Annotated in this window: 17 protein-coding genes; 6 read left to right on the top strand and 11 right to left on the bottom strand. The window is 40.5% G+C overall.

The annotated features are described in order from the left end of the window. Positions 1–22 precede the first annotated feature (22 nt). The 9 genes from ADHAQ_RS0118490 to ADHAQ_RS0118445 all read right to left on the bottom strand — a co-directional run bounded on the left by ADHAQ_RS0118490 (position 23) and on the right by ADHAQ_RS0118445 (position 16,835). The gene (locus ADHAQ_RS0118490) at positions 23–1,576 is read right to left on the bottom strand and encodes a SusD/RagB family nutrient-binding outer membrane lipoprotein (protein WP_026464215.1); all 1,554 of its coding nucleotides are present in this window, start codon (positions 1,574–1,576) and stop codon (positions 23–25) included. Positions 1,577–1,617: 41 nt separating this feature from the next. Next, positions 1,618–4,752 (bottom strand): SusC/RagA family TonB-linked outer membrane protein, encoded by a 3,135-nt coding sequence (locus ADHAQ_RS0118485; protein ID WP_026464214.1) that lies wholly within the window; start codon positions 4,750–4,752, stop codon positions 1,618–1,620. Between the two features lie 559 nt (positions 4,753–5,311). Further along, the gene (locus tag ADHAQ_RS0118475; protein ID WP_026464212.1) at positions 5,312–6,682 is read right to left on the bottom strand and encodes an enolase C-terminal domain-like protein; all 1,371 of its coding nucleotides are present in this window, start codon (positions 6,680–6,682) and stop codon (positions 5,312–5,314) included. Positions 6,683–6,827: 145 nt separating this feature from the next. Further along, positions 6,828–8,315: a RagB/SusD family nutrient uptake outer membrane protein gene (locus ADHAQ_RS0118470; RefSeq protein WP_026464211.1), complete on the bottom strand. Its 1,488-nt coding sequence runs from the start codon at positions 8,313–8,315 to the stop codon at positions 6,828–6,830. 21 nt (positions 8,316–8,336) lie between these two features. Beyond that, a complete protein-coding gene (locus ADHAQ_RS26225) occupies positions 8,337–11,744 on the bottom strand; it encodes a SusC/RagA family TonB-linked outer membrane protein (RefSeq protein ID WP_051360020.1) in 3,408 nt (1,135 codons plus the stop codon). Positions 11,745–11,870: 126 nt separating this feature from the next. Next, positions 11,871–12,881, bottom strand: coding sequence for a FecR family protein (locus ADHAQ_RS0118460; RefSeq protein ID WP_026464210.1), 1,011 nt, complete (start codon positions 12,879–12,881; stop codon positions 11,871–11,873). Between the two features lie 209 nt (positions 12,882–13,090). Next, a complete protein-coding gene (dgoD, locus tag ADHAQ_RS0118455) occupies positions 13,091–14,335 on the bottom strand; it encodes a galactonate dehydratase (RefSeq protein ID WP_084523900.1) in 1,245 nt (414 codons plus the stop codon). A 155-nt stretch (positions 14,336–14,490) separates the two neighbouring features. Then, entirely contained in the window at positions 14,491–15,732 is a 1,242-nt protein-coding gene (locus ADHAQ_RS0118450; RefSeq protein ID WP_026464208.1) for a mandelate racemase/muconate lactonizing enzyme family protein, read from the bottom strand. A gap of 68 nt (positions 15,733–15,800) precedes the next feature. Beyond that, entirely contained in the window at positions 15,801–16,835 is a 1,035-nt protein-coding gene (locus ADHAQ_RS0118445; RefSeq protein ID WP_026464207.1) for a LacI family DNA-binding transcriptional regulator, read from the bottom strand. Positions 16,836–17,178: 343 nt separating this feature from the next. On the opposite strand from ADHAQ_RS0118445, the gene ADHAQ_RS0118440 reads away from it, so the two are divergent. From ADHAQ_RS0118440 to ADHAQ_RS0118425, 4 genes are read left to right on the top strand one after another with little or no spacing between them, the layout of a single operon-like run. Then, positions 17,179–18,489 (top strand): sialidase family protein, encoded by a 1,311-nt coding sequence (locus ADHAQ_RS0118440; protein ID WP_026464206.1) that lies wholly within the window; start codon positions 17,179–17,181, stop codon positions 18,487–18,489. Between the two features lie 12 nt (positions 18,490–18,501). Beyond that, on the top strand, positions 18,502–19,506 hold the full coding sequence (locus ADHAQ_RS0118435; RefSeq protein WP_026464205.1) for a 2-dehydro-3-deoxygalactonokinase: 1,005 nt from the start codon (positions 18,502–18,504) through the stop codon (positions 19,504–19,506). 6 nt (positions 19,507–19,512) lie between these two features. Beyond that, complete coding sequence (locus ADHAQ_RS0118430; RefSeq protein ID WP_026464204.1) at positions 19,513–20,169, top strand: bifunctional 4-hydroxy-2-oxoglutarate aldolase/2-dehydro-3-deoxy-phosphogluconate aldolase; 657 nt, start codon at positions 19,513–19,515, stop codon at positions 20,167–20,169. Between the two features lie 46 nt (positions 20,170–20,215). Continuing rightward, positions 20,216–21,541 (top strand): MFS transporter, encoded by a 1,326-nt coding sequence (locus ADHAQ_RS0118425; protein ID WP_026464203.1) that lies wholly within the window; start codon positions 20,216–20,218, stop codon positions 21,539–21,541. 78 nt (positions 21,542–21,619) lie between these two features. On the opposite strand, the gene ADHAQ_RS0118420 is transcribed toward ADHAQ_RS0118425, so the two are convergent. Both ADHAQ_RS0118420 and ADHAQ_RS0118415 read right to left on the bottom strand, forming a co-directional pair. Further along, positions 21,620–23,122: an outer membrane protein assembly factor BamB family protein gene (locus ADHAQ_RS0118420; RefSeq protein WP_026464202.1), complete on the bottom strand. Its 1,503-nt coding sequence runs from the start codon at positions 23,120–23,122 to the stop codon at positions 21,620–21,622. Positions 23,123–23,219: 97 nt separating this feature from the next. Next, entirely contained in the window at positions 23,220–23,837 is a 618-nt protein-coding gene (locus ADHAQ_RS0118415; RefSeq protein WP_157433459.1) for a hypothetical protein, read from the bottom strand. A 434-nt stretch (positions 23,838–24,271) separates the two neighbouring features. Between ADHAQ_RS0118415 and ADHAQ_RS0118410 the strand changes: the two genes are divergently transcribed. Next, positions 24,272–24,898 carry an RNA polymerase sigma factor gene (locus ADHAQ_RS0118410; RefSeq protein WP_026464200.1) on the top strand — a complete coding sequence of 209 codons (627 nt, stop codon included), beginning with the start codon at positions 24,272–24,274 and terminating at the stop codon, positions 24,896–24,898. 168 nt (positions 24,899–25,066) lie between these two features. After that, a complete protein-coding gene (locus tag ADHAQ_RS0118405) occupies positions 25,067–25,312 on the top strand; it encodes a hypothetical protein (protein ID WP_026464199.1) in 246 nt (81 codons plus the stop codon). Positions 25,313–25,317: the final 5 nt, after the last annotated feature.

Genomic DNA, 25,317 nt, shown 5'->3' with positions numbered 1-25,317 from the left:
ATCAGTTTAAAAATTAAAAAATTTATTTTTTGTCCCACCAAACCCGGGTATCCAATCTGTTTGGTCCCTGCCGCTTAATGGCTTCATTTATATTAGCCTGGTTAACTACTAACTCCGCATCCGGGTAATTAAGTCGACGAATAAAAGCCTCGTTAATTTCTTTTCCTGGATAAGGGTTAGGGGTAAGTCTTGGGTAGCCACTTCTCCGGAAGTTGGCAAATAACTCTGAACCATTCAGGAAAGACGCTACCCAATATTCTGAGTTAATTTGCTCCAGGGCTTTTTCCTGAGAACTCATATCTAATGGATTTGCCTGCACATAAGTTTGGATATCCGCCGCACTGATAACCGCATTTGGACCATATTCTGCAAATTGCTCCATATTTGCTTTTATAGCGTTGGCATAAATAGTAGCCGGATTTCCGGTTGTCCATCCCCGTAAGGCTGCTTCCGCCAGCAATAATTGGGTTTGGGCAAAAGTAACATGAAAAGTAGGTGCCGTAGTCCGGTTTAGAATGGTATTAATATTAACCTGGGAGAAATCCCATAAACTGGCTACTCCCAATTTTGTGTAAGTCTCAGCAATGGTTACGTTGTCATATCCCATGGGCATGCCAACCTGGCGGGCTGGATCGGTAGTTGCTCGGGAGTTTACTTGCTCCGAACCACTTTTTGCTCCTACATACCTAATGGCAATTACTTTTAGTCTGGGATCATTTTTGTTGCGGAGATAGTTGATAAAAGGTTCTGTCAGGTAATAATTGGCTTTTTCCCGGGCACCCAAATGATCGGCCAGCCAGTTTACATAAAGAGCAGTGTGCCTGGTAGCTGCATTATCGGCATTAGATTGCATTACTCCCCCGGCTACTGCCTTCGTTACGTAAGATTTTGCTAATTCCGGATCAACTTTAGTTAAGCGCATAGCCGCCCGCAACATAAGCGAATAACCAAAACGCTTCCACCTGGCAATATTCCCGCCATACAAAATATCAGTAGATTGGGTAGGTTTGGCTGCATCCAAGGCAGCAGAAGCTTCCTCCAGTTCTTTTAAAATGTCTTTATAAATAAATTCCTGCGTATCGTATTTAGGCGTAATGACATTATCTATAAAACCTTTACCTGCTTCGGAATAAGGAATATCGCCATAAGCATCTGTCAGCATCATAAATGTATAGGCTTTCCAGATCCGGGCCGAATTATAAATATTGTAGTTGCTTTCCACGCCTTTGGTCTGCTGCACTACATCCACTATATCTTTTACCACACTTCTATAATACGTGGTCCAGATTCTGGCCGTATTATCTACGTTGTTCTGGTTGTAATTACCTCCGGACAAAGAACTACCAAAAGGCGTTATTATTTGCTGAACAATGGGGAAAGTATAAGACAAATGCACCAGTGTACCAAATCCATCCTGAAAAGAAGTATTGATAATGGCGTTGTTCATTTGAAAGGAAGGTGACAGCGTGGTAGGATCAACCTTATTCGTATTTAGTTCATCAAACCCCTGATCGCAGCTTGAAAGCAAACAAAAAGAAGTCAGTAAACAGCTTATATAAACTTTTATATTTTTCATAAGATGATTTTTTGATAAAACATTACTTAATCCCGAAAGCACTAGAACTTCACATTTAGGTTAAAGCCAAGGCTTCTAGTCATAGGCAAACTTGGCCAGAAATCGAGCCCGGTTTGGTTATCAGAAGCATTGTTTACCTGCTCCGGATCCATGTTTTCGGTCCACTTTTTAAATACCGCCACATTATTGGCTACCGCATTAAACCGGATGCCTTTAATAAATAAATTTTGTGGTAAATGCTTGGTAAAATCATAGCCCAAGGTAACCTGACGTAACTTTACAAAACCAGCATTAAATACAAAATCTTCGAAAACACCATTAGCATTAGGCCATTCGTAGAAAGGCTGAACCGGCGACCTCGTAGTATTTACTTCCCCGCCCGGGTTTACGCCTTGGCCTATTACATACCCTTCGGCCCGACCGACCAAGGTGCGTTTATGCAGCCCATGACGCAGGTAGTTCATGTTTGATCCGGCAATCATTTTATGCCCTAATTTAAAATCGACTAAAGTAGATAAGCTGATGCCTTTGTAAGTAAAGGTATTGGTAATACCGCCAAAGTATCTTGGAAGCGCATTCCCAACGTTAATTAAACCGCCTCTTATAGGCCGGCCGCTGGTTTTATCAAAAACCTGATTACCCTGTGGATCTCTTAAATAACTAAAGGTATACAATTGGCCAATTTGTTTACCCACAACTTGTCTTAAAGTAGTTCCACCGGAACCTCCTACTACAATCATGGTATCGGCCGGAGTTAAGCCCAAGGTTAAAACTTCAGAAGTATTGTAAGAAGCATTTACACTAACATCCCACCGGAAGGCCGGCGTAGCCACCGGAGAGGCAGTCACCAACATTTCCACCCCTTTATTCATGCTTTTGCCTACATTAATTAAGCGGGTAGTATAAGAAGAGGCATCAGATACCTGAGCAGCTAATATTTGGTCTTTGGTTATCTTACGGTAATAGGCAATATCAAAACCAATAGCATTGTTAAACAATTTCAACTCTAACCCCGCCTCGGCTTCGCCTACGCGCAGTGGACGTAAATTGGGATTTGGTATGGAAGAAGCATTGATACCCCCTACCGGCACTACCTGCCCAAATGGATTAGGGAACAGGTTATTGTTAACCCGGTAATACAATGCGTTGGAATATGGTGCTACGTTATCATCGCCCACCTCGGCATAAGCCGCCCGTAGTTTACCAAAAGAAAGCCAGGTTGGCAGGTTATCAATGGCTTGCGAAAACACATAACTGGCCGTAACAGATGGATACAAAATGCTGCGGTTCTGAGGAGCTAAGGTTGAGAACCAATCGTTACGAGCGGTTACGTTCAGGAATAAATATTCTTTAAAAGAGAAAGTTGCTGCCCCGTATAAAGAATTTACTTTTCTTTCAGATAAACTATATAGTGGATCTTTCACCCGTCCGTTCATAACGGTGTATAAACCGGGTTGAACAAAGTCAGTTACGGTAACGCTGTTGTAATCCATTCTGACATAGCGGGTGTTTCCACCTAGCGTTAGGTCAGCACCAAAATTACCGAAGGTCCTGTTGGCTCCCAGTAAAAAGTCGTAGTTTCTTTCCCGGAACCGGCGGGTATCCTGGGTATAACTTCCGTTTACGAAGCCAACCGGTGCCGGGGCAATGGCCGCGTAACCATTAGGCACGTTGTAGTCCTGATCCCGGGTATAATAGTCCTGGGCTATCCGGCCCATCAGGTATAACCAATCGTTGAATTGGTATTTTAAGGATATGTTTCCAAATATCCGGTCGCGTTTGATATTTTCAAAGTGTTGATTAACCGCATAATAGGGATTATTCCGAACTAAAAACCGGGCGAACGGAAATTCATTACCATTTGGCAAAAGCTGGTTTTGCTCCAAGGCCTCAAACGGCATAGAATTAGCCAAAGTCATTAATACCGTTGGCGTAGAAAACTCTTGCCCGTTTACCTGGGGCGGATTCCGGTTATTCTCGTTTGAGTAATTTAAATTACCTTCGGTAGATAATTTTTGAGAGATCTTTTGCGTGAATCCAATATTTATGGTTTTGCGGTTGAATTTAGAATTAGGCACAATACCAGTATTGTCCGTATTATTTAACGACAAACTAAAGCCGCCATTTTCGCCGCCGTTAGACACCCGAATGGTATTGGAAAAGTTTTTACCTACCCGATAAAACTTCCGGATCCGGTTTCTTACCGGTTCATAGGGCCAAGTTTCTCCGTCAAATAATATCTGGGTCATGCCGGGCTCGAATTTTTCGCCAAAGCTCCAAACCCCGGAAAGCGGGTTGGGTGCTGTAGGCCGAACACCGCCTTCTCCCTGGCCATATTCATATTGGAAATCAGTAAAATCTAAAGGCGTATCGGTGGTTAAGTTTGTATTGTATTCAACACCTAATCCTTTTCCGGCTCCCTTGCTTTTGGTTGTAATCATTACCACCCCATCTTTCGCTCTTGAACCATAGAGAGCAGCAGCCGTGGCTCCTTTTAATACCGTCATGGTTTCAATGTCATCTGGGTTGATACTGGATAAACCATCGCCGCCATCTGAATTATTCATTACCCGGTTACCAAAATTTCCACCCAAGGCATAATTAGAATTATCTACCGGCACACCATTGATAACAATTAAAGGACTGTTTTGGCCGGCAAAAGAAGATTGTCCCCGGATCCGGATTTTACTGGTTCCTCCCGGACCGGTAGCCATGGTAGAAATATTAACCCCGGCCATTTTACCTTGCAACCCGCTCATTACATTAGGGGTCCGGTTTATAGCTATTTGGTCGGCAGTAACCGTGGCGGTAGCATAACCAAGGGTTTTTGCTTCCCGCTTAATACCCAAAGCCGTTACCACCACCTCATCCAAGGCTTTGGCATCGGCAGTCATTTTAACATTAATAACGGACCGGCCATTTACACTAATGGTTTGGTTAGTAAAACCAATGTAGGAAAACACCAGATTGGCATTTCCAGGGGCAGTAATGGTGAAATTTCCGTTCGCATCTGTAATACTTCCCTGCGTAGTACCGCTTACCTGAATGCTTACTCCGGGCAAGCCTTCGTTATCTGATCCGGTTACTTTGCCGGTTATTCTGGTGCCATCCTGCGCAAACGTTTGTGTCTGACATAGAAACAACAGAAGCATAATTAGTTGTATAGCTTTTTTCATCATAAGTGGTGGATTAAGGTGAAAATATTAAAACAATAGGCGCACAATAACTTTTACTATAAAATCTTTTGTTTCATGCTGTCAACTGGTATTGCTACAGGTACAGTAATAACTACTTCTACAGAATTAATAGAAAAGCCACTACTGCTCCAGGAAACCTCTATGCCATTATATAAACTGAATATTGTTCTTCTTACAATATTTAATCGATTAAGCAAAAATAATAAAAAATATATCCCCTTTAATTTAAAACCACCTCATAAACTGTACTTTAAAATATATTTAATCGATTAAGCTAAATGTAAATATTATTAATAATAAAAGCAATATATTAAACCATAAATTTTTACATGGTCTCAGCTAAAGGAGAGAAGATTTTCTTAAAAAGGAGGAAATAGCACTATACCTAAACTTTCAACTAACAAGTTATTAAAGTTGTCAGTTTTTGATATAATGCCACTCCTACTTTTACCACACTACTTTAAAATAATAACATTTAACCTTAATTTATTACCCCTAATAAATAGCATATAATTTCAATAGCAGTGATGGTTTTCTATTATGGACGAATGAGTGTTCCGTCTCGTTTACGTACCTGCCAATTACCTGCCCGATTGGAGATAGGGAATTTGGCAGCAGCCTTTTCATTTATATCAACTCCTATGCCGGGCGCCTCATTTACATACATGTAGCCATTTTTAATGGTAGGACTTCCCGGAAAAACTTCTAATAGGGCATCATTAAACCGCACTGATTCCTGGATGCCAAAATTCCACAGCGCTAAATCCATATGCGCATGGGCCGAATGGCCAACCGGCGAAACATCTGGAGGCCCATGCCAAGCGGTTTTTATATTAAACCACTCGCCTAACCGGGCAAGTTTCATAGCTGGTGTAATTCCGCCAATTTGCGATACGTGCACCCGGATATAATCAAACCACTGATTTACCATGGCTTCTTTCCACTCGTTCTGGTTGTTAAACAGCTCCCCCATGGCAATAGGCACAGTGGTATTCTGCCGCAGCATCTGGAACCACTTGGGGTTCTCCGGGGAGAAAGGGTCTTCTATGAAGAATGGGCGATAATCTTCTACAGATTTTATTAGATGAATAGAATCCATAGGATCCAAGCGTTCATGTATATCGTGCAGCAACTCTACTTCTTCGCCGCATCTTTTCCGCACTACATCAAACATTTTGGGAACAGATTTCATGTACGTTACCTGATCCATGAAAGCATCTTTGGAATTAGCAAAACCCGCATCTTTAAAATCCGGATTTTTAGCTAGTGAGGTTGCCCCGTATAAACCTTGTTGTACCCGCACATGCCGGAACCCCTGGCTCATAAATTTAGCTACATTGTCGGCCAATTCTTCAGGTGTTTTGCCATCGCCGTGCCCATAACACGGTACTGCAAAACGCACTTTACCACCCAGTAACTGATAAAGCGGCAGGCCGGCTCTTTTACCTTTTATATCCCACAACGCCTGATCTAGTCCGCTTAATGCGTTATTTAATACCGGCCCATTGCGCCAGTAAGAACTGGTATAAACCGAATGCCAGGTATCTTCTATGTTGTCTACATCTTTGCCGACACAAAGATCATTTAAATACCGGTCTATTGCTGTTACCACTACCTCAGCCCGTTGGGTAAAGGTTGCACACCCTAAGCCGTATAAGCCTGGTTCTGTTGTATCTACCCGCACTACCACCAGGTTTGGCCCCTGAGGAGCTGTACCAATGGCTCTAACACTTTTAATTTTAATTGGCGCTACACCTTTAGCATAGGTAAATTTATCTTGGTCCCGTTCTTTGGCTTCGGCACCTGATATGCCGCCAAATAAACCTAATAAGCCAGCGGCCGACCCTAATCCTAATTTTTTAATACTATCCCGGCGACTAACATCCTGAGGGAAGTCATTTTGATTCATAAGCATTTTATTTCTTTAGCAAAGGTTTTCACGCAGGATAAGCGCTAACCCTTTATTGTGATGGGGTGGATATTATAATTATTAGTTTTATTCTCTCCTGGTTTTATCACTAAAACCAGGAGAGAGCAATTCAACAATCAAAAAACTATTTACCTAAATTTGGATTAACAGAAGTTTCTGAGAATGGAAGCGGAAAGGTATAATCCTCTTTGCTGATAGACCCAATTACAGCTAAATCATTGGGATGCTTATTGGCATTAGCAGCTTCTACCATTTCCAACCGAACCAAATCAAACCACCGGGTTCTTTCGGCTGCAAATTCCCAGGCACGCTCCTGCACCACGGCATTGGCAAATTCCTGCGGCGATAAAGAGCCAAAAGCAATTGGCGCTAAGCCAGCTCTTTCTCTTATCATATTTAAAGCATTATAAGCTAACTGATCAGGTCCTTGTGGTGTTCTGGCCTTAGCTTCGGCGTACATGGTTAACACATGCGCATACCGCATCAGTGTTTCCGGCACAGAAGAAGCCCAGTTTTTAACTTCTCCTTTTATATAAAACTTCTGATAGTATGGATGTTGCGTCTGGCTTTGTTGCCACGAAACGGTAGAACCATCTGCTTTTTTAAAATTAGTTCTAAACGTTACATCTTTTCTTGGCCCAGCCGGGAAATTATTAAAGAAGTTTATTTCGGCAAAGAAGTCATCCCAACCTGATTCCTCACCCGGCATAGCCGACCAGCCATAATTGGCATTGGTTGTAGAGCCTACCCCCATGAAAGTTGATAATTGAAATACAGCTTCGGCAGTTCCATTTTTACCAGGATCATTCTCAAATACCTCAGCGTAGGTAGGTAATAAACTAAATCCATACGTAGCACGGTTGTCTATTACTTCCTTTGCTTTGGCAGCCGCCAGCGCATATTTATCAGTTTGCTTTAAAGGCCATCCGGCTTGAGTTAAATATACCTCTGCCATATACGCTTTTACTGTTCCTTTATTTGGCCGGCCTGGGTTTCTTTTAGCATTAGGCATCATTTTTTCAGCTTCCAGCAAATCAGCCTCAATTAGTTTATAAACATCAGCTGGTCCTGACTTGGTCATGGTTAGCATTTCATCTGAAAACTCAGCTTGCGTAATAAGCGGAATACTACCGTAAAGCCGAACTAACCAGAAATAAGAGAAGGCTCTTAAGAAATAAGCTTCCCCGGCAATAGCCTCTACCCTGGCTTTATCAGCATCAGAAATGGCTACCGTATTTTTATAATTTGCAATTACATTATTAGCGCCCTGAATAGCTTTGTAACAACCGCTGTATAAAGCCTGGGTTCTTTGGTTTGTTGCCGGAACTGCAAACTGATCAAACTCCCGAAAATCTGCTTTGTTACTGGCTTTATGCGTAGTTACATCATCTCCGCCCATAGTAGCCGCAATAGCAGTAGCATGCACAAAGCCGGTTCCCCAGGTATTCTGCAAACCTTTGTAAGTACCGGTTAATGCAGCTTCTAAACCTTGGACCGATTTTAAGGCACCAGCCCCCAATAAGGCTCCGTTGGCCTCTTCTTCCAAATAATCTTTACAACCTGTGCCAGCTAATAATAGGGCAGCGAGTAAAAGTATATTTATCTTTTTCATTTTAATAGCTATTTCAAATGGTTAAAAGGTTAAGTTTAAACCTACCGTGTAAGTTTTGGAGTTTGGATAAGCACCGTAATCAATACCTTGGGCAGTATCTGTTCCGGCACCAATATTGCTCGATTCTGGGTCTATACCTTTGTATTCGGTGATGGTCCATAAGTTAGTAGCACTACCAAAAACCCGGATATTACCTTTATTCCGCAGCAAGGCTGCAGGCACCTGGTATGATAAGCTAACATTCTTTAAGCGGATGAAATCACCTTTTTCAACAAAACGGCTGGATTGGGTAAATACCCGATTGGTAGCACTAAATGCCGGAATGTCAGAAGTTTCATTTGTTCCAGGTATGTACCGGTTTTTAATTTCAGATAAAATATACTGGCGGGCATCACCACTACCCGACATAGCAGCTGCTCTGGTGTAATTCAGCTTATCAATACCAAAAACACCGGTAAAAAACACGTTCAAAGTAAAGGCTTTGTAGTTGAAGATGTTGTTCCAGCCGGCTGTAGTAGTTGGAATACCTTTACCTATAACCTGAAAGTCATCAGTAGTGATCCGGCCATCGTTATTTAAATCTTCGTAACGGGAGTCACCTGGTTTGGCATCATATTTTGCTGCTAAATCAGCTTCATTTGGTTTCCAGGTACCCAAGTACTTAATACCCCAATAAGAGCCTAACGACTGGCCAGGAATTAACATAAACTCATTGGTTGTAGACATACCGGCACCCACGTTTGTACCCTGCCCTATTCTGGGTGCAATACCACCTAAACTAACTACCTGGTTTTTAACTGTAGACATGTTTAAATTACTGGTCCAGGAAAGGCCTTCTTTTTCCAGAATAGTGGCGCCAATGGCAAATTCAAAGCCTTTGTTCTGAATTTCACCCACGTTTATGGTTTGGGTACCACCACCCACGTAGGCTGGTAAAGAACGGTTTAACAGTAAATCAACCGTGTTTTTAACAAAATAATCTCCTTCAAATGTTAACCGTCCGTTAAAGAAACCTAATTCTATTCCTATATCTTTTTGTTTGGTCGTTTCCCATCTTAGGTTTCGATTACCCGGATTGCCTAACTGAATCCCGCTGCTTACCCCTGCAATGCTAAAAGCAACCGGCGCATTGGTATTGTAGCGTGACATGGTAGCATACGGATTGATAGCCTGGCTACCGGTCATTCCCCAGCTGCCTCTTAATTTCAGGGTACTGAATAGGTTTAGGTTTTTAATGAGATCTTCCTCTGCTAGGTTATAACCAACCCCTATTGATGGGAACACACTGGCCTGGTTGCCTTTGGCAAACTTAGAAGAAGCATCTCTTCTAACGGCTACGGTTAACAAGTATTTATCTTTAAAACCATAGTTAATCCGCCCTAAAGTAGAAAGCAAGCCCCATTCATTATAGCCAGAAGTTGGGGTATAAGAACCGGCTAAAGATAAATTGTAATACCCTAGCTCTGGGTATAGTAAAGAGTTTGAAGTAGCAGTAAAGTTGTTATCAGTAAATTTTTGTGCTTCAAATACGGCTACTGCGTTTATACTGTGTACCTCATTAAACGTCCGGTTGTAGGTTAATGAGTTAGTACTTTGCAAGGTAATTTGCTCGGATGAGAAACGGGAAGCGTTAGCATTATTCCGGGTAACAACTAAACCATTAAATGTTTTGTTTTCGCCGTTCAGGTAATTTACCGCATATTGTAAATCTAAAGCTAACCCTTTAATGGGCAACTTATAATTTATACCACCTATAGCATTTATTATATTCCTTTCTACATCCGTGTTCCGGTCGTATAATAAGGCCAGCGGATTAACGGCTACCGAACCAACAGGGTCAGTGGCAGTAATGCTTCCATTAGCATCGCGCGCCGGAGTAGTTGGTGACCACGCTAAGGCTTGTACTACCGGGTTGGCAGTTCCGCTTTGCAAACCAGTATTATGGTTCATTAGCCTAGAACCTGATATATTTAAACGCAGGGACATTTTATCATTCACCTGAGTAGCAATATTAGAACGCAGGGTATAACGCTTGTAGCTGGTATTTTCAATAATACCATCCTGGTTCAGGTAGTTACCCGAAATAAGAAAAGTAGTTTTGTCGTTCCCACCGGAAACGCCTAACTGGTGCTGTTGGCCATTAGCTCTTCTGAAAACCAGGTCCTGCCAATCGGTACCTCTGGGGTTTTGCCGGATATTTTCCATTTGAGCTGGTGTGAAAATTGGACTGGAACCCAAGGCAGCAGATCGGGCATTCGCTGTTTCAGCAAATTCCTGGGCATTTAATACATCCCATCTTTTTATCACCTCCGAGGTAATGGCCTGCCCTTCGTAATTTACCTGCACCCCGCCTTTTTTACCTTTCTTGGTGGTAATAATAACTACCCCATTGGCGCCCCGGCTACCATAAATAGCCGTAGAAGATGCATCTTTCAGCACCTGAATAGATTCAATATCATTCGGGTTGACGGTGGTAAAATCTGCGCCTACAAAACCGTCCACTACATAAAGCGGATCGTTATTGCCGAGTACCGAGTTAGCACCTCTGATACGTACCCGGGCTTCGCCACCTGGTGCCCCACCCGCCTGGGTTACCTGCACCCCAGCAGCCCGGCCTTGCAACACCTGGTCTACCCGCGTTACGGGCTGTTGGGCAAATTCTTTAGTAGAAATAGAAGACAAGGCTCCCGTTACATCTGTTTTGCGCTGGGTACCATAACCAACCACTACTACCTCTTCCAAAGCTTTGGTATCCGGCGCCAATTGCACATTGATAACAGAACGATTATTGATACTAACTTCCTGAGCCGTATATCCAATATAAGAGAAAACTAACACACCATTTTCGGAACCGGTTGGTACATTTAAGCTATAAGTTCCGTTTGGGTTAGACGTGGTACCATTAGAAGTTCCTTTTAAAACAACGGTTACACCCGGGATTCCCTCGCCGCGTTCATCGGTGATTTTACCTGTTATCTGAATAGCTAAATTGTCAGCATCCAATTCCTGCTGTTGTTCGTTTACCAGGCTTTCATATCTTTCGTTTACCAGCGCCGCATCGGGTAAGAGTAATGATGCTTCTTCTTTTGGCGAAATAACATAAAAGTTTTCGCTAACCTTTTTGTACACCAGGTTATGCGGTACCAGTAAAGATTTCAGTTCATTTTCTACAGAAGTTTTCTGGCCTGCTTTTGCCTCCAGAACCACTATTTTATTCTGAACAAACTCGGTTTTAAAGAAAATGTGCACATTGTATTTGCTCCCTACTTCTAATAAAGATTCTTTTAGACTTATACTTCTGGTTTGTTGGGTAGAAGTTCTATCTTTTTTCAGGGGCACGTTGGAGGCTAAAACCTGTCCGTAGCTTGGCTGGAATATACAACTGTATAACAACAAGCAGGAACTCACGTTACGTACTACTTTTTTCATACATTTAAATTAAATGGTGGATAATACTATTGGGTTTGGGGTCTTTTTTATTAAAATTTAAGCAATACTTTTCCAGGGCTATAATTTATAGCCAAAAATCATCTTCATTTATTTATATTTAAGTTATTATTTTGTTATCACCACTTTATCCCCCTGTCGCTGCATTTTCAAATCAAAAGATTGCGTCAGTCCGGATAATACAACATCCAGATTAGTATTAGGTATGGAGCCAGAAAACGTCTCTTTTAAGATAGATGTATCTCCCACAACTACCTGTACGCCATACGTGTTTTCAATCTGCAAAAGAATCTCATCCAATCGCTGATCATTAAATACTAGCCGATGGCTTTTCCAGGAAGAATATAATTCCGGGGCAGATTTCTTTTTAACATACTTCACTGGGTCCTGATCAAATTCTACCAAATCTCCCGGCTTCATGGTAATGGATTCTTTTTTACCCTGTAGATGGAGTTTTATACTTCCTGAATTTAGAACCACCCGGTTACCTGTTTTGCGGTTAGATATATTAAATTCAGTTCCTAACACTTCTACACAGTACTTATCAGGGGTAGTAACAATAAACTTTTGGTTATTTTTGGTATGCGTAACGGAGAAGTAAGCCTCGCCCCCTAACCAAACTTCCCGTTTTGGTTTATTGGCCATATCAGCATCATATCTGATTTCCGAATTAGCGTTTAATACAATATTTGATCCATCCGGAAGTACAATATTTTTTATTTCGCCATACCCGGTTTTGTATACTACTTCTGAACTACTAACCTGGCGGGTAATAAAAAACCCTCCAATCCCTAATGCTAAAATGAGTACTGCTGCGACTTGAAGCCACGCTATTTTATTAAAGGCTTTTGCTGGTCTATATTGCTCTGATATTCTGGTTTCAATGCTTTCTTTTAACTGAGTTTTCACCTCCTGATAAGTTGCAAAAGATGGTTTTTGCACTTTAAAGGTTAACAGGGTAACGAAAGTTTTAGCCGATTCAAACTCTTTTGTCCGATGCGGATTTTCAGCTAACCATTTGCTCCAGTAAGCCTCTAAATCCAGCGTAGGGTTTTTCACCCACTCGATAAATTTGAGGTTGCTTATTAATTCTTCGGTATTGTTTTCCAGAAAATCCATTTAATTCAAAAAGTATCTTTTCTTTATTGGCCTAATAAAATCGATCTTTATAAGTAAGAGCTGAAAATCAGCAGAATGCCTACATAAAATTTCAATATTTTTTTAATAATTATATTATTTAAGGGTTTTAAAAAGTTTTATTTTAAATTATTTAATTTTACCCTTTAATTAATGATAATTTCTTAATAGGTAATTATTAATCTTAATTACTACCAATCCACTACGGAGCCATCACGAGGATCATAACTTTCCGGGTTTTTCCAGTCGTGCCCAATTTTATCTTTCATTTTATCATCATCCAGCACAATCCCTAAACCAGGACCCGTTGGCACCAGTACCGTTCCATCCTTTTCTAGTTTAAAGGGTTTCTTTAGGTAGCCCTCCCCTAACGATACTTGTTCCTGCACCAGAAAATTAGGAATACTGGCAGCTAAATGCAGTCCAACGGCTAATGAAATAGGCCCCATTGGGTTGTGCGGGGCTACTGGCACATAATAAGCCTCTGCCATACCGGCAATTAACCGGCCTTCGGTAATACCGCCCGCATGGCATAAATCAGGTTGTACTATACTAACGGCTCTTTTCTCTAACAATTCGCGAAAGCCCCATTTCGTAAATATGCGTTCCCCGGCAGCAATGGGTAAATGCGTTCCCCGGGCAATATCGGCTAACACATCTACATTCTGCGCCTGGCAAGGTTCCTCAATAAACATAGGCTGAAAAGGCTCTAACTCCCTGATAAGGACTTTGGCTGTTTGGGGCGAGATATTGCCATGAAAGTCAATGGCTATATCCATATCTTTTCCGGCTGTTTCTCTTAAGGCAGCAAAATTATCGGCGGCATATTTAATAAATTTCGGGTTCTCTACTATCCTACCGGGCAGTTCATGCGCTACACCTGTTTTTATAACCGAATAGCCTTCACTCATTCTGTTCTTCATATCGGCTGGGGTACTGGCCCGACCATAAATCCGAACCCGATCCCGGGTAGGCCCTCCCAAAAGTTCATGCACAGGTATGCCCAACAACTTGCCCTTGATATCCCATAAAGCATGGTCTATACCACTTAAGGCACTGGTTAGAATTGGGCCACCGCGGTAAAAAGCATGGCGGTAGATAGCCTGCCAGTGATGGACTACCTGCCGGGGATCTTTACCTATTAAATAGGGCTCTACCTCTTTTATGGCCGTTTGTATCGTAAGTGCCCGGCCTTCCAGCAAGGGTTCTCCTAAACCAACCACGCCAGCGTCAGTATGTATCTTCAGGAAAATCCAGCGGGGTTTTACCAGAAAAGTTTCGAGGCGGGTAATTTTTACTTTTTCCCTGAATTGCACCTGATTTACAGATGAAGCATATACAGAAGATGGCAACATTAAGGCCATGCCAGTAGCTCCCAAAACCGATTGGATAACATTGCGCCGGGATACGGTATGTTTTTTATTTGATGCTTTCATTTAATCTTTAAATTAATGTGGAGGTAAATTTTAAAGAAAGCCTCTTATGCAGGAATTACACAAAAGGTAAGCTAAATGAAAAGAAAGTACTATCAGAATCAGGCAAAAACTGAATCTATTTTCAAAGGCTAAGGGCTATCTCCTTAGCCTTTTATTTACCAGTTGTGGATTGCTCCATCCGGGCTTTGTAGAATTGGGTGCGGGAATTTTGTTTTAGAGGTAACCTCCATAACAAATGTGGCCTTCTTCGGATCAAACTTTACTCCTAAACCCGGGCTCGGATTTAAGTAGAGTTTACCGTTTTTGAAATTTACAAAATCTTCATTAAAATAAGCTGGCCTTTCCGGCTCACCACCGGCAAGTTCAATCATGCAACGCACTGGGCTGCTCGATCCTAAAGCATGCACTAAACTGGCGGTGGCTAATGGCCCCGTAAAGTGAGGTATAATACCTACATAGTGCGTTTCACACATGGCAGCTATTTTCTTAAACTCCGTTATACCACCCGTATTGGGCACCGTCATGCGGATATAATCAATTAAATGGTTTTCAATTAATTCATTTACCTCCCACCGGTCACCGAACTGTTCACCCACGGTTAATGGCACTTTTAGCATCGGTCTTAGGGTACGGTAAACTCCCGGATTTTCGGAACGAATAGGATCTTCTACAAAGTAAGGTTCTAAATCTTCGATGGCGGTACAAATTTTTATGGCTTCCTGCGTGTCAAACCGGGTATGTAAATCTATTGCCCATTTGCCACCACCTCCTACTGCCGCATCCATTCGTTTGCAAAGCTCTATGGTTTTTTTAGCGTTTTCGTAAAAATCAAACTTAGTTTCCCCGTTGCCCCCGGTCGGACCAATCCGGTAAGTACGCAAACCGGCTGCAATACAGTCCCGGGCCCGATCTTCCTCGTTTTTAGCTTTTGATGCCCGGAAACCAGTAGCATAACATTCTACATAATCGCGGGTGGCTCCACCTAATAAATCATAAACCGGCACACCCAGTGCTTTACCTTTAATGTCCCAAAGGGCCATCTCCAAAGCACCCAAGGCGTGTAACTTTTCCCGTCCCGGCGGATAAAACATACCACGGTACACATTTTGCCATATATGCTCTATCCGGAAAGGATCTTCCCCGATCATCATCTGGGCACATTGTTCTATCAAGTCTTTAGAGCCGCCTTCCCCAATACCAATAATTCCGCCATCTGTTTCTATTTCCACTATGCCCCGGGCCTGGTTAAACAGTGGTTTATTATAGCCGGGAGCAGCATAATAGCGGATTTTAGTAATTTTCATTTTAGAAACCGCCTCTGCTTTCATTATAGGGAAACCCGCTAAAACAGCGGCCGAACCTAACATGGCTGATTTCAGAAAACTTCTTCGTTGCATAGTTTAATCAAAAATAGAGTGGATGTTAAATTTTATTAATCGATTAAGCAAAATATTATAAAAAAGCATTAGCTGCTTTCTTTTACCTGAGAAGATTCTCTGGTCATTAATTTGGCTTCCATTAAAACCTGTTTAATGCCTTCCTCCGGGTTCTGCAGCTTCTTGACTAAAAACTCTACCGCTGTTCTCCCCAAATCGTTCATGGGCTGGTGCAGGTAAGTAATCGGACAATAATAAAGGTCAAAGGTATCTCCTTGTCCAAAACTTACAATTCCGATATCAGTTGGCACTTTTAAATTTAATTCATTCAGATATTTCAATCCATTTACGGCCAAACTATAGGTAGCAAATATCATGGCATCTACCGGGTTTTTACCAGCAATCATTTGATCAATAGAAGCTCTTACCTCCTTCTCAATATTTATAAAATTTACTTCTTTCAACCAGCTCTTTTGAGGCTTAATGTCGTTTTCTTTTAAGGCTTGCTGATATCCTCTAATCCGCTCCTGCATGTGAAAAAGATTAGATTTATAAGCTAATAATCCTATACTTTTGTACCCATTTTTGATTAAATGAGTGCCCGCATCGTAGGCTGCTTTATTATTATTTATAGAAACATAATCGGTATGAAGCTCCGGGAAATGCCTATCCAGCAAAACAAACGGCAAATTTCTTTCCTTTAAATACTGAACCTGCTCTTCCGAATTCTCGGCCGATACTATAATAAACCCATCTACTTGGCGGTTGATCATAACATTAATTAAATCCCAGGAATTAGCGGCCTTTTCATCAGAGCTACCTATAATTACGGTATAATTATGTTTTTTTGCTTCGTCTTCTACAATTCGGGCTATATTGGCAAAAAACGGGTTAGAAATATCTGCTATAATAAGCCCAATGGTATGAGTTTTACCACTGCGTAAACTTTTGGCTAAATGATTTGGCTGATAATTCAGTTCTTTAGCAATTTCTTTAATTTTAGCTGCAATTTCTTTTCCTACTCTACTTTCTTTCTCTTTGCCATTTAGGACGTAAGAAACCAATGCCGTAGAAACTCCGGCTTGTTGCGCTATATCTTTTAAAGAAATTTTTTTATCTTTCATTACTTTTAACTTCCCCTATACTTCTAATCAAACATAAGTTTAATCGTTTAAACATCAAAATAATTTTTTATTTTTCCAACGCCTTTACCACCTTTTTCTTCTCCAAATTTCAGTAAAAATTTTCAAAAACGCTTATTACCCTAAATTTCAATTTATTAAATAGAAAAATACGCATTGCGGCGAACTTTAAAATAAATTTTTACTTTGGGTCTATATTATTTAAAAAAGTAATCCAAAATATTTCGATATTAATTCTTTAAAAATTATTTGTTTTAACGATTAAGCATTTTATATTGCCAATGCTAACCATTTGAGTAGGTCCACCACCCAACTAGTATATAATATGATAAAATTAGCTGGCTCCATTTGTTTAACCCTTTTGCCTTTGCTCGTCTCCAGTCAACATTTGCCTGGCCATGAAAGTACTAGAAGAGGCCCGGTATTAGGAACTATTGATTCCAGTACCAAAAAAGACCATTCTTCTAAAATTAATAACCCATTAGGTTCTTCTAAAAATACCAGTAAAACCAATTCATCCACATCAGGAATAAACTTCCAATCTAATGGTAAAACAGCCATTTTTTTACCTAATCCGGGAAACGATTCCAGGATTACAAACCGGAAATTTGAACAGGTACCATCAGTTGTTGCCAGCGCCGATGGCAAGCAACTATATGCGGCCTGGTATTCAGGAGGAGAAGCACCGGGCCCGGGAAATTTTGTAACAATAGCCGTTAGTTTAGATAATGGTAAAACCTGGCTTAACGACCAATTTGTTGTTTACCCAAGTCAGCCTTCCATTAGAATCTTTGATCCGGGACTTTGGCGCGATAAAAGCGGTCAAATCTGGTTGTTTTATGGAAGTGCCGGCAACAACAAAATCTGGGATTCTAAAGGAGGAGTGAATTCGTTAAAACTTAATTGGGACGGTAGTAAAATCACCTATAAGGATCCGAAACTATTAACCTATGGTGTTATCAGCAACAAACCAACTTATATTCCAAAGCAGGACAAAACCTTTTTTGCTGTTTATATAGACAAGGCTTTACCAGAGGATGTAGCCAAAGGCGAACCCTTACCTAAAGATGGTGCCATAATTTTGGCGCACGATTACAAGAAACAAGGACTGGACATTGATACTTTATTACCTTATTCTACCATAGTTGTTCCGGAGGCTATCAGAATTCATGATGAACCGCAACTGGTTCAAACTGGTGAAACAGCGTTTTTAGGCTTAGTCAGGACAACGAAAGGTATATATGCCACCAGAAGTACCGATAACGGAAAAACATGGAGCAATGTAGCGCCCTTTACTGCGGCCGGCCCCACCACATCCAGCAGGTTTTACATAGGAAAACTAAAGTCCGGCAATATGGTATTAATAGCTAATAGCAGTACTACCCGCAATAATATGACGGCTTTTTTATCGAAAGACGGTGGCAAAACCTGGCCGGGCAAATTATTGCTGGATGCCCGGGAGAATGTTTCTTATCCAGATTTAGATCAATCCAGCGACGGGACTATTCATGTAGTTTTTGACCGGGACCGTACCGGAGCAAAGGATATTCTATACTGCCGTTTTAAAGAAGAGGACGTTCTAGCTGGAAGTACCAAAAAAGTTTTCAAAACCCGAATTAATTCTGTCGGAAAATAAAAACAGAGCTGGATGAAAGATTTTATTTTATGCTGTGATTGGGGAACTTCCTCATTCCGGTTAAGATTAGTGGATGTCAAAACCATTCAGATTCAGGCAGAAGTGGTTTCTGATGATGGTATTGCCCATACCTATAACTGCTGGGAAGAAATAGCTAATAAGGATAGGTTAAACCGGGAAGATTATTTCCGGCAACAGTTAAACACGCATATTAAAGCCTTAAGTGCCGGCGTAAATTTTTCTTTAGATCATATTCCAGTGGTGATATCGGGTATGGCCTCTTCTTCGCTGGGTATGAAGGAATTACCTTACGCCACCATTCCTTTTGCCATGGATGGTAGCCAGGCAAGTGTGGCCTATTTTGAGCCCCAGGCTGATTTCCCGCACGAAATTATTCTGATTTCAGGAGTAAAAAGCGACCAGGATGTCATGCGCGGGGAAGAAACTCAATTAGTTGGTTTGATTCATTTATTAGGTTTATCGGGAGTTAACACAGCTACGGCTATTTATATTTTTCCGGGAACCCATTCCAAGCATATTCAGGTACAGAAAAAGCGATTAGTTGCTTTTCAAACCTTCATGACGGGTGAGGTTTTTAGTATTTTGGCTAACCAAAGTATCTTAAAAGATTCCATAACGCCGAAAAGTGACGCTTTAAACCAAGTGGATATAGAGGCATTTAAAGCTGGCATTCAGGAATCAGAAAACTTTAATTTATTGAATAGCCTGTTCAAAGTACGAACCAATCACTTATTTGATACCCTGGACAAACCACAAAATTATTATTACTTAAGCGGATTATTGATAGGAACCGAATTAAAAACTCTGCAGGATAAGGAAGGCCAGTTATTTTTATGTAGCGGCAATAATTTATTTGAATTGTATAAGCTCGCCATGGAAGAGTTAGGGTTAAGAGCCCGCACCCAAACTGTTCCTCCGGATATAATTGAAAAAGCTACTATTGCCGGACAAATAGATATTTTTCAGCAACATAGTCCAGCTATTAAAATAAATTAAGAAGCAATGAATCCATCTCCATTTTCTTGGGATAAATTCAACCAAATGCCTTTGGTTGGAATAATCCGAAATCTTACATTAGAGGAAATTCAGCACATAATTCCACTTTACAAAGAGGCCGGCTTAACCACCCTGGAAATTACCATGAATACTCCCCAGGCAGCAGATATCATTCATTTTGCTTTTGAAAACTATGGCCAGAACTTAAATATTGGCGCAGGTACAGTATGCAGTGAAGAGGACTTAGAAATAGCACTAGCTGCCGGTGCGCAGTTTATTGTTACTCCCATCATTAATAAAAAAGTAATCAAAGCTTCGGTAAAAAAAGGTATTCCAATTTTTCCGGGTGCTTATACCCCTACCGAAATATATAAGGCCTGGACCTTAGGAGCTTCTATGGTAAAGATTTATCCGGCGACGTCTTTGGGTCCGGAATATATTAAAGATTTGAAAGCACCCTTGAATAGGTTAAAAGTAATGCCTACCGGGGGCATAAGCTTAGGCAACCTAAAAGAATTTTTACTAGCCGGATCGGATGGTTTTGGCATTGGTAGTCAGTTATTTGATAAAAAATTAATAAAAGAAAACGACTGGATGGAGTTACAAGCTCATTTTAAAGCTTATGTAAATGCCTACCTGACCGCTAAGCCTCACCAGACTTAGTTAAACTAGCACGCACAAACAGTATCCACCACCAAATAAATTATCTATGCCTTCTACTACTAAAATCTTAGCCACTTCTGCTAAAATTAAGAATTACCGCTGGCTGGTTGTAGTTCTGTTGTTTACCGCTACTACCATAAATTACCTGGACCGGCAAATTATTGGTTTATTAAAGCCGACGCTGGAAAGAGAATTTAACTGGACTGAAACAGATTTTGCCCAGATAGTAATGGCCTTTACTGCCGCTTATGCCTTAGGATTGGTTTTATTTGGTCGAATTATAGACAAGACCGGAACCAAACTAGGCTATGCCGTCACCATTGTGTTTTGGAGTGTAGCAGGCATGTTACATGCAGTAGCCCGCAGTGCCTTTGGATTTGGCTTAGCCCGGATTGGTTTAGGTTTAGGCGAAGCAGGTAATTTCCCGGCTGCTATGAAAGCTGTTTCGGAATGGTTCCCTAAAAAAGAAAAAGCCCTGGCAACGGGAATTTTTAATGCCGGAACCAGTATTGGCGTAGTAATGGCCTTGATACTTGTACCCTGGATATTAAGTAACTATGGCTGGCAGGAAGTTTTCTGGATAACCGGGGCATTAGGATTTGTGTGGTTAGTTTTCTGGCTGATTTTTTACGACGTACCTGCCAAACAAAAACGCTTGTCTGCTGAAGAGTATGCCTATATTACTTCCGGACAAGACGCCGAAGTACCAGCCACTGAAAAAGCATCTATTAAATGGGTCAAACTTTTTACCGTGCCCCAAACCTGGGCCCTGATTGCAGGAAAAGGGTTAATTGATCCCATTTATTGGTTTTTTCTGTTTTGGTTACCTTCCTATTTTGCTTCTACTTTTAACCTGGATTTAAAGAAGCCAAGCTTGCAATTAATGATAATTTATGCAGCCACCACTATTGGCAGCATCTTAGGCGGCTATTTTTCATCCTGGTTAATAAAAAGAGGTATGCCTACCTTAAAAGCTAGAAAAACAGTTCTCCTTATTTTTGCTTTTATGGAAATATCCATTATTCTGGTTCAATTTGTTACTGATATCTGGGCAGCTGTTTGGTTAATAAGTTTAGCAGTAGCAGTACACCAGGCGTGGGCGACCAATATTTTTACCAGTGCTTCTGATATGTTTCCGAAAGAAGCGGTTAGTTCGGTAGTTGGAATTGCAGGTATGGCCGGGGCTGTAGGCGGTATTCTTTTCCCAATCCTGGTAGGCAGTTTATTAGACAGCTATAAGGCCGCCGGAAATTTAGCAGGAGGTTATAATATTTTGTTTACCATTTGTGGCTTTACTTACCTTACTACCTGGCTGATCATTCATTTTCTAACCCGCAAATCTAAAACAGTTGACATAAATCAGTTAGCGTAACTTCTAATTAAATTATATGCTGCCAGTAAAATATGAGGTTTTACCGGCAGCATATAATTAAATCAACAAGAAAAGAATTTATTTCCGGAATACTCCGGAATAATCACTGCCCATATAGGCACCCCATAGCATGGGCTTTCTCACTTCCAAATTTGTAGCGTAACGGGAAATAAACAGCCCTCTTGGAACAGTTGGGTCATATTTTATTTTTTTGAAATTAACACCTAAATGAATTATATCTAGAGATTTATCCTGATCCAGATTACCAATCCAGGGAGTAGCCGCTAAAACAGTTCCCTCCAGCCTATCTGCAATGGTAAATTTTTTATGGTTAAAAAAATCATAGACTTGTAAATAGTTACTGTAAGTGTCTTTGTTATCTACATATTGTATTTCATTAAAATTAAGCAGACCATCTTCCTGACCATCTGCATTAAAATCTGCCACCAAAGGGCTTGAATATTGAAAGCCGGGTACCTTCTCCTGAAATTCAATTTTTCCGGTTTTACCATTCAGCATATACAGAACAGAATTTTCAATATTGGGGTAAACACCTATTCCGTTGTGGGAAAAAACATCAGGTACGGAATCTTCATTAAAATAACCAATACCCGGTGTGGCATAGCCTTCCGTACCCGGAAGTTCAACCTGCCAAAGGGTCGCATCATTTTTCCCATCTAAGGCAAAAATACGCCCCTCTACCCCACTTACTACCACATCCAGAGTTCCATCCAATGTAAGATCTACCAAAACCGGAGGCGCAATAAACCCTTTTTTTTCACTGGAAGCCAAAACCTTTGCGCTGGAAATATCTCCTTTCATGATATCTTTCAGGGTGGTGCGGTAAAGATGTCCACCCATGGTTTCCCCGCCGGTACCAAACAGCACGTTTAGGTTATTGGTTTGGGAATCGTGGAGGCATACCACCGACATATAGGTTTCTTTACCATCGGGTACCTGCACATTAGCTAAAATTTTACCGGTTTTGCTGCTTATAACCAATAATCTGCCTGTAGGACGATTCGGATCATTTGGTGGTACGGCAGGATTACCACCATTTGCAATAATTAATTCTTTTAAGCCATCATTATCCTGATCAGGAACAAACTGAGGCGTGGTAAAGTTAAACCAACCTGCATCTGCCGGATTAGGTGTTGGCCGCTCTGGATAAAAACTCCATAGCACTTTTCCATCCGCACCATTAATAGCCATTAATTCAGCCCAGCGTCCTCCAATAAATACATCCGGAATTGCATCGCTGTTTATGTCCTGAAAAATGGCTGATCCAACAAATTGGTTTCTGCCCTTTACACTCCATAATGTTTCGCCGGTTGCTCCATCAAAAGCGACTACAGCCTTATCACTTGCCCTATTTTCGCGCGCTCCGGCTCCCAATACAATATCTAATACCCCATCCTTATTTAAATCTACTGTTCTGGGCGAAGAAAAAGTACCAATGTCCGGGATATAGGAACTCCAGATTACACCCGCTTCCTCTTTTTTACTAAAAACATCACAAGCGGAAAAAGCAAATATAAAGAATAGGGCAAAAGCTAATTTTCTAAAATAAACAGAAAGCATACGTAAAATTGAAAACCTATGGAATCAGAAAAGGGAAAGGATAAGAATGGATTGGTGACAAAATATTTAAAAAAATAAATATATCTACCTTAACAGGTTAAAGAAAAGAAAGGGATCCTAAAACTTTATTTTTTATAAAGGCGCCATTACTGTCTTGCTGTTTATGAATTATGGTTACTTGCCAAATCTTATTAGCCTCCATTACAAATATATTCGCAAAAGCAAAAGCCTCATTGTCTTTCCTGAAAGCTCCCAGTTCTTTCACTCCTTTTCTTCCGGAAATAAAAAATGGCTGGTGGGAAAATTTAAAATCTTCGTACTCATTGCTCAGTTCGTTCGTCCAGCCCGAAGCAGCTCCTTCCAAATCCAATTTTGAGCTATTTTTATAATCAACCAAATTAACTTTGATAGTCAAATTATTGCCTTCCTGGAAAGTGTATGATTCAAAGCTATTCAGCATTTGCCCAATATCTTCCTCTAAAGGCTTATTGGCTTTTTCCAGATCAACCGGAGAAAGAAATAGTAAGGTAGGCGCATTACCTATTTGCACTTTCTTCCATTGGCGCTGAGCAATCTCCTCCGTACTATTCGGCTCCGTCAGTTTATTAAAAAGGAGCAGGCAGCAAAGTAAAAAAAATAAACCTAAAAGCACCCCCCTTAGCATTCTAGATTTTTTATGACCTTTTGCTTTTGTAGATCTTGTTGAAGTACTCATTTTATGTTTTTATTCTTAGCAACAGCAATAGAAAAGGGGTGTTTTCCTTTAGGGATATAGGATATCCATTAAAAAATCTTTAGCAAATTTGTTATGTGCGTCCCTTTGCTAAAAATAATTATTATTTTCAGTATTAAACCTCTAAGTTTATTTCTCAGAATTTTATTTAATTATTAGCTTAAAATATAATATTTTTCAATAAACGCCTAATTTTATCACTTTACTCTCACCTTACTGCTTATTCCTACTCCTTTATTGTTGCTTTTATAACAAATAATATTTTTTTGCCTTTCATTTAACAAGTTAAGAAATATTGATACCTTTATTTAATTATTAGCCTTAAAGTGGGGCAATTTTTAATTTTTTCTAATTAAATCTAAAATATTGGCTCTTCTTTCCAGGAATGGCCAAGCCTGAAAAGACAAATATTTTAAATGAAAGTTATTCGTAACGAAGAAGAGGAGCAAATCATTTGGGGCGCTTTCCGGAATGGAAGTGAACAGGCTTTTTTTTATTTCTACGATTCTTATTTTAAAAGCTTGTATAGTTACGGAACCCAATTTTCCAAAGACACTTCTTTTATTAAAGATTGTATCCACGATCTTTTTGTTCAGTTATGGGACAAAAGAGAAAAATTAAATGAGGTACAAGCTCCCAAAGCTTATTTATTTACTTCTTTACGGCACCGTATTGTAAAGGAACTCTCCAGTAAACGAAATAGCTTCTTTAAAAACGAAATACCTGAAGATTATAATTTTGAAGCTACCCTGGATTTTGAGAAGGATTTAATTGAATCGGTCACGTCTACCGAAATTCAGGAAAAACTATTAGCTGCCTTTAACAATTTACCCAAACGCACTAAAGAAGCTATTTTCCTGAGGTTCTATGAAAAATTGGAATATGATGAAATAGCAGCAATTATGGCATTAAGTGAGGTTAAATATGCCCGCACCCTAGTATACCGAGGCTTAGCCGAACTGCGGGAATTAATTGGAAGTAAGGCAAAAGTAAACTTGATTGCTATACTTGTCAATTTTATGGCACTCCATGAACATTGTTAAAGCCCCAGAGGAGCAACTCGTAGATTAGGAATTGCCTCAAATATAAAAGCAAGAGTTCCATCTGATCCGGTATGTTGCTCCGGTGCCTTAATATAAGGTAGAAATCATTTGGCTTAATAGTGACCAAAGCAGACGTAGTAGCAGCTACCCAAGAGTTCTTACCTTCCTTTGTCATCACACCTTACACGGGATTTTATTAACGCAGCCTTCCTAATTTATTTCAACACCAGAGTCGTTAGTATTCGGTTTTTTAGTGGCATTACAGCACCTGTTTTCAATCAGAATCGATTTGATTATAACCGGGCTTTAGCTCAAAATCTCGAAGCTTATTATAATTACCAGGAAACAATTCTATCCAAGGACAAAGAAGTGGTAGATAACTTAAAGCAGGTCGAAAATTACACTCAGGCTTAAGAGTT

Source organism: Adhaeribacter aquaticus DSM 16391 (assembly GCF_000473365.1).
Taxonomy (GTDB): Bacteria; Bacteroidota; Bacteroidia; order Cytophagales; family Hymenobacteraceae; genus Adhaeribacter; species Adhaeribacter aquaticus.
Note: the sequence above shows the minus strand (reverse complement) of the source record. Positions and strands in the feature narration are given on the sequence as shown.

Bases quoted from the DNA above. Each gene is read 5' to 3' on its own strand.
- ADHAQ_RS0118490 (WP_026464215.1), bottom strand. From the start codon at position 1,576: ATGAAAAATATAAAAGTTTATATAAGCTGTTTACTGACTTCTTTTTGT.
- ADHAQ_RS0118485 (WP_026464214.1), bottom strand. From the start codon at position 4,752: ATGAAAAAAGCTATACAACTAATTATGCTTCTGTTGTTTCTATGTCAG.
- ADHAQ_RS0118475 (WP_026464212.1), bottom strand. From the start codon at position 6,682: ATGAATCAAAATGACTTCCCTCAGGATGTTAGTCGCCGGGATAGTATT.
- ADHAQ_RS0118470 (WP_026464211.1), bottom strand. From the start codon at position 8,315: ATGAAAAAGATAAATATACTTTTACTCGCTGCCCTATTATTAGCTGGC.
- ADHAQ_RS26225 (WP_051360020.1), bottom strand. From the start codon at position 11,744: ATGAAAAAAGTAGTACGTAACGTGAGTTCCTGCTTGTTGTTATACAGT.
- ADHAQ_RS0118460 (WP_026464210.1), bottom strand. From the start codon at position 12,881: ATGGATTTTCTGGAAAACAATACCGAAGAATTAATAAGCAACCTCAAA.
- dgoD (WP_084523900.1), bottom strand. From the start codon at position 14,335: ATGAAAGCATCAAATAAAAAACATACCGTATCCCGGCGCAATGTTATC.
- ADHAQ_RS0118450 (WP_026464208.1), bottom strand. From the start codon at position 15,732: ATGCAACGAAGAAGTTTTCTGAAATCAGCCATGTTAGGTTCGGCCGCT.
- ADHAQ_RS0118445 (WP_026464207.1), bottom strand. From the start codon at position 16,835: ATGAAAGATAAAAAAATTTCTTTAAAAGATATAGCGCAACAAGCCGGA.
- ADHAQ_RS0118440 (WP_026464206.1), top strand. From the start codon at position 17,179: ATGATAAAATTAGCTGGCTCCATTTGTTTAACCCTTTTGCCTTTGCTC.
- ADHAQ_RS0118435 (WP_026464205.1), top strand. From the start codon at position 18,502: ATGAAAGATTTTATTTTATGCTGTGATTGGGGAACTTCCTCATTCCGG.
- ADHAQ_RS0118430 (WP_026464204.1), top strand. From the start codon at position 19,513: ATGAATCCATCTCCATTTTCTTGGGATAAATTCAACCAAATGCCTTTG.
- ADHAQ_RS0118425 (WP_026464203.1), top strand. From the start codon at position 20,216: ATGCCTTCTACTACTAAAATCTTAGCCACTTCTGCTAAAATTAAGAAT.
- ADHAQ_RS0118420 (WP_026464202.1), bottom strand. From the start codon at position 23,122: ATGCTTTCTGTTTATTTTAGAAAATTAGCTTTTGCCCTATTCTTTATA.
- ADHAQ_RS0118415 (WP_157433459.1), bottom strand. From the start codon at position 23,837: ATGAGTACTTCAACAAGATCTACAAAAGCAAAAGGTCATAAAAAATCT.
- ADHAQ_RS0118410 (WP_026464200.1), top strand. From the start codon at position 24,272: ATGAAAGTTATTCGTAACGAAGAAGAGGAGCAAATCATTTGGGGCGCT.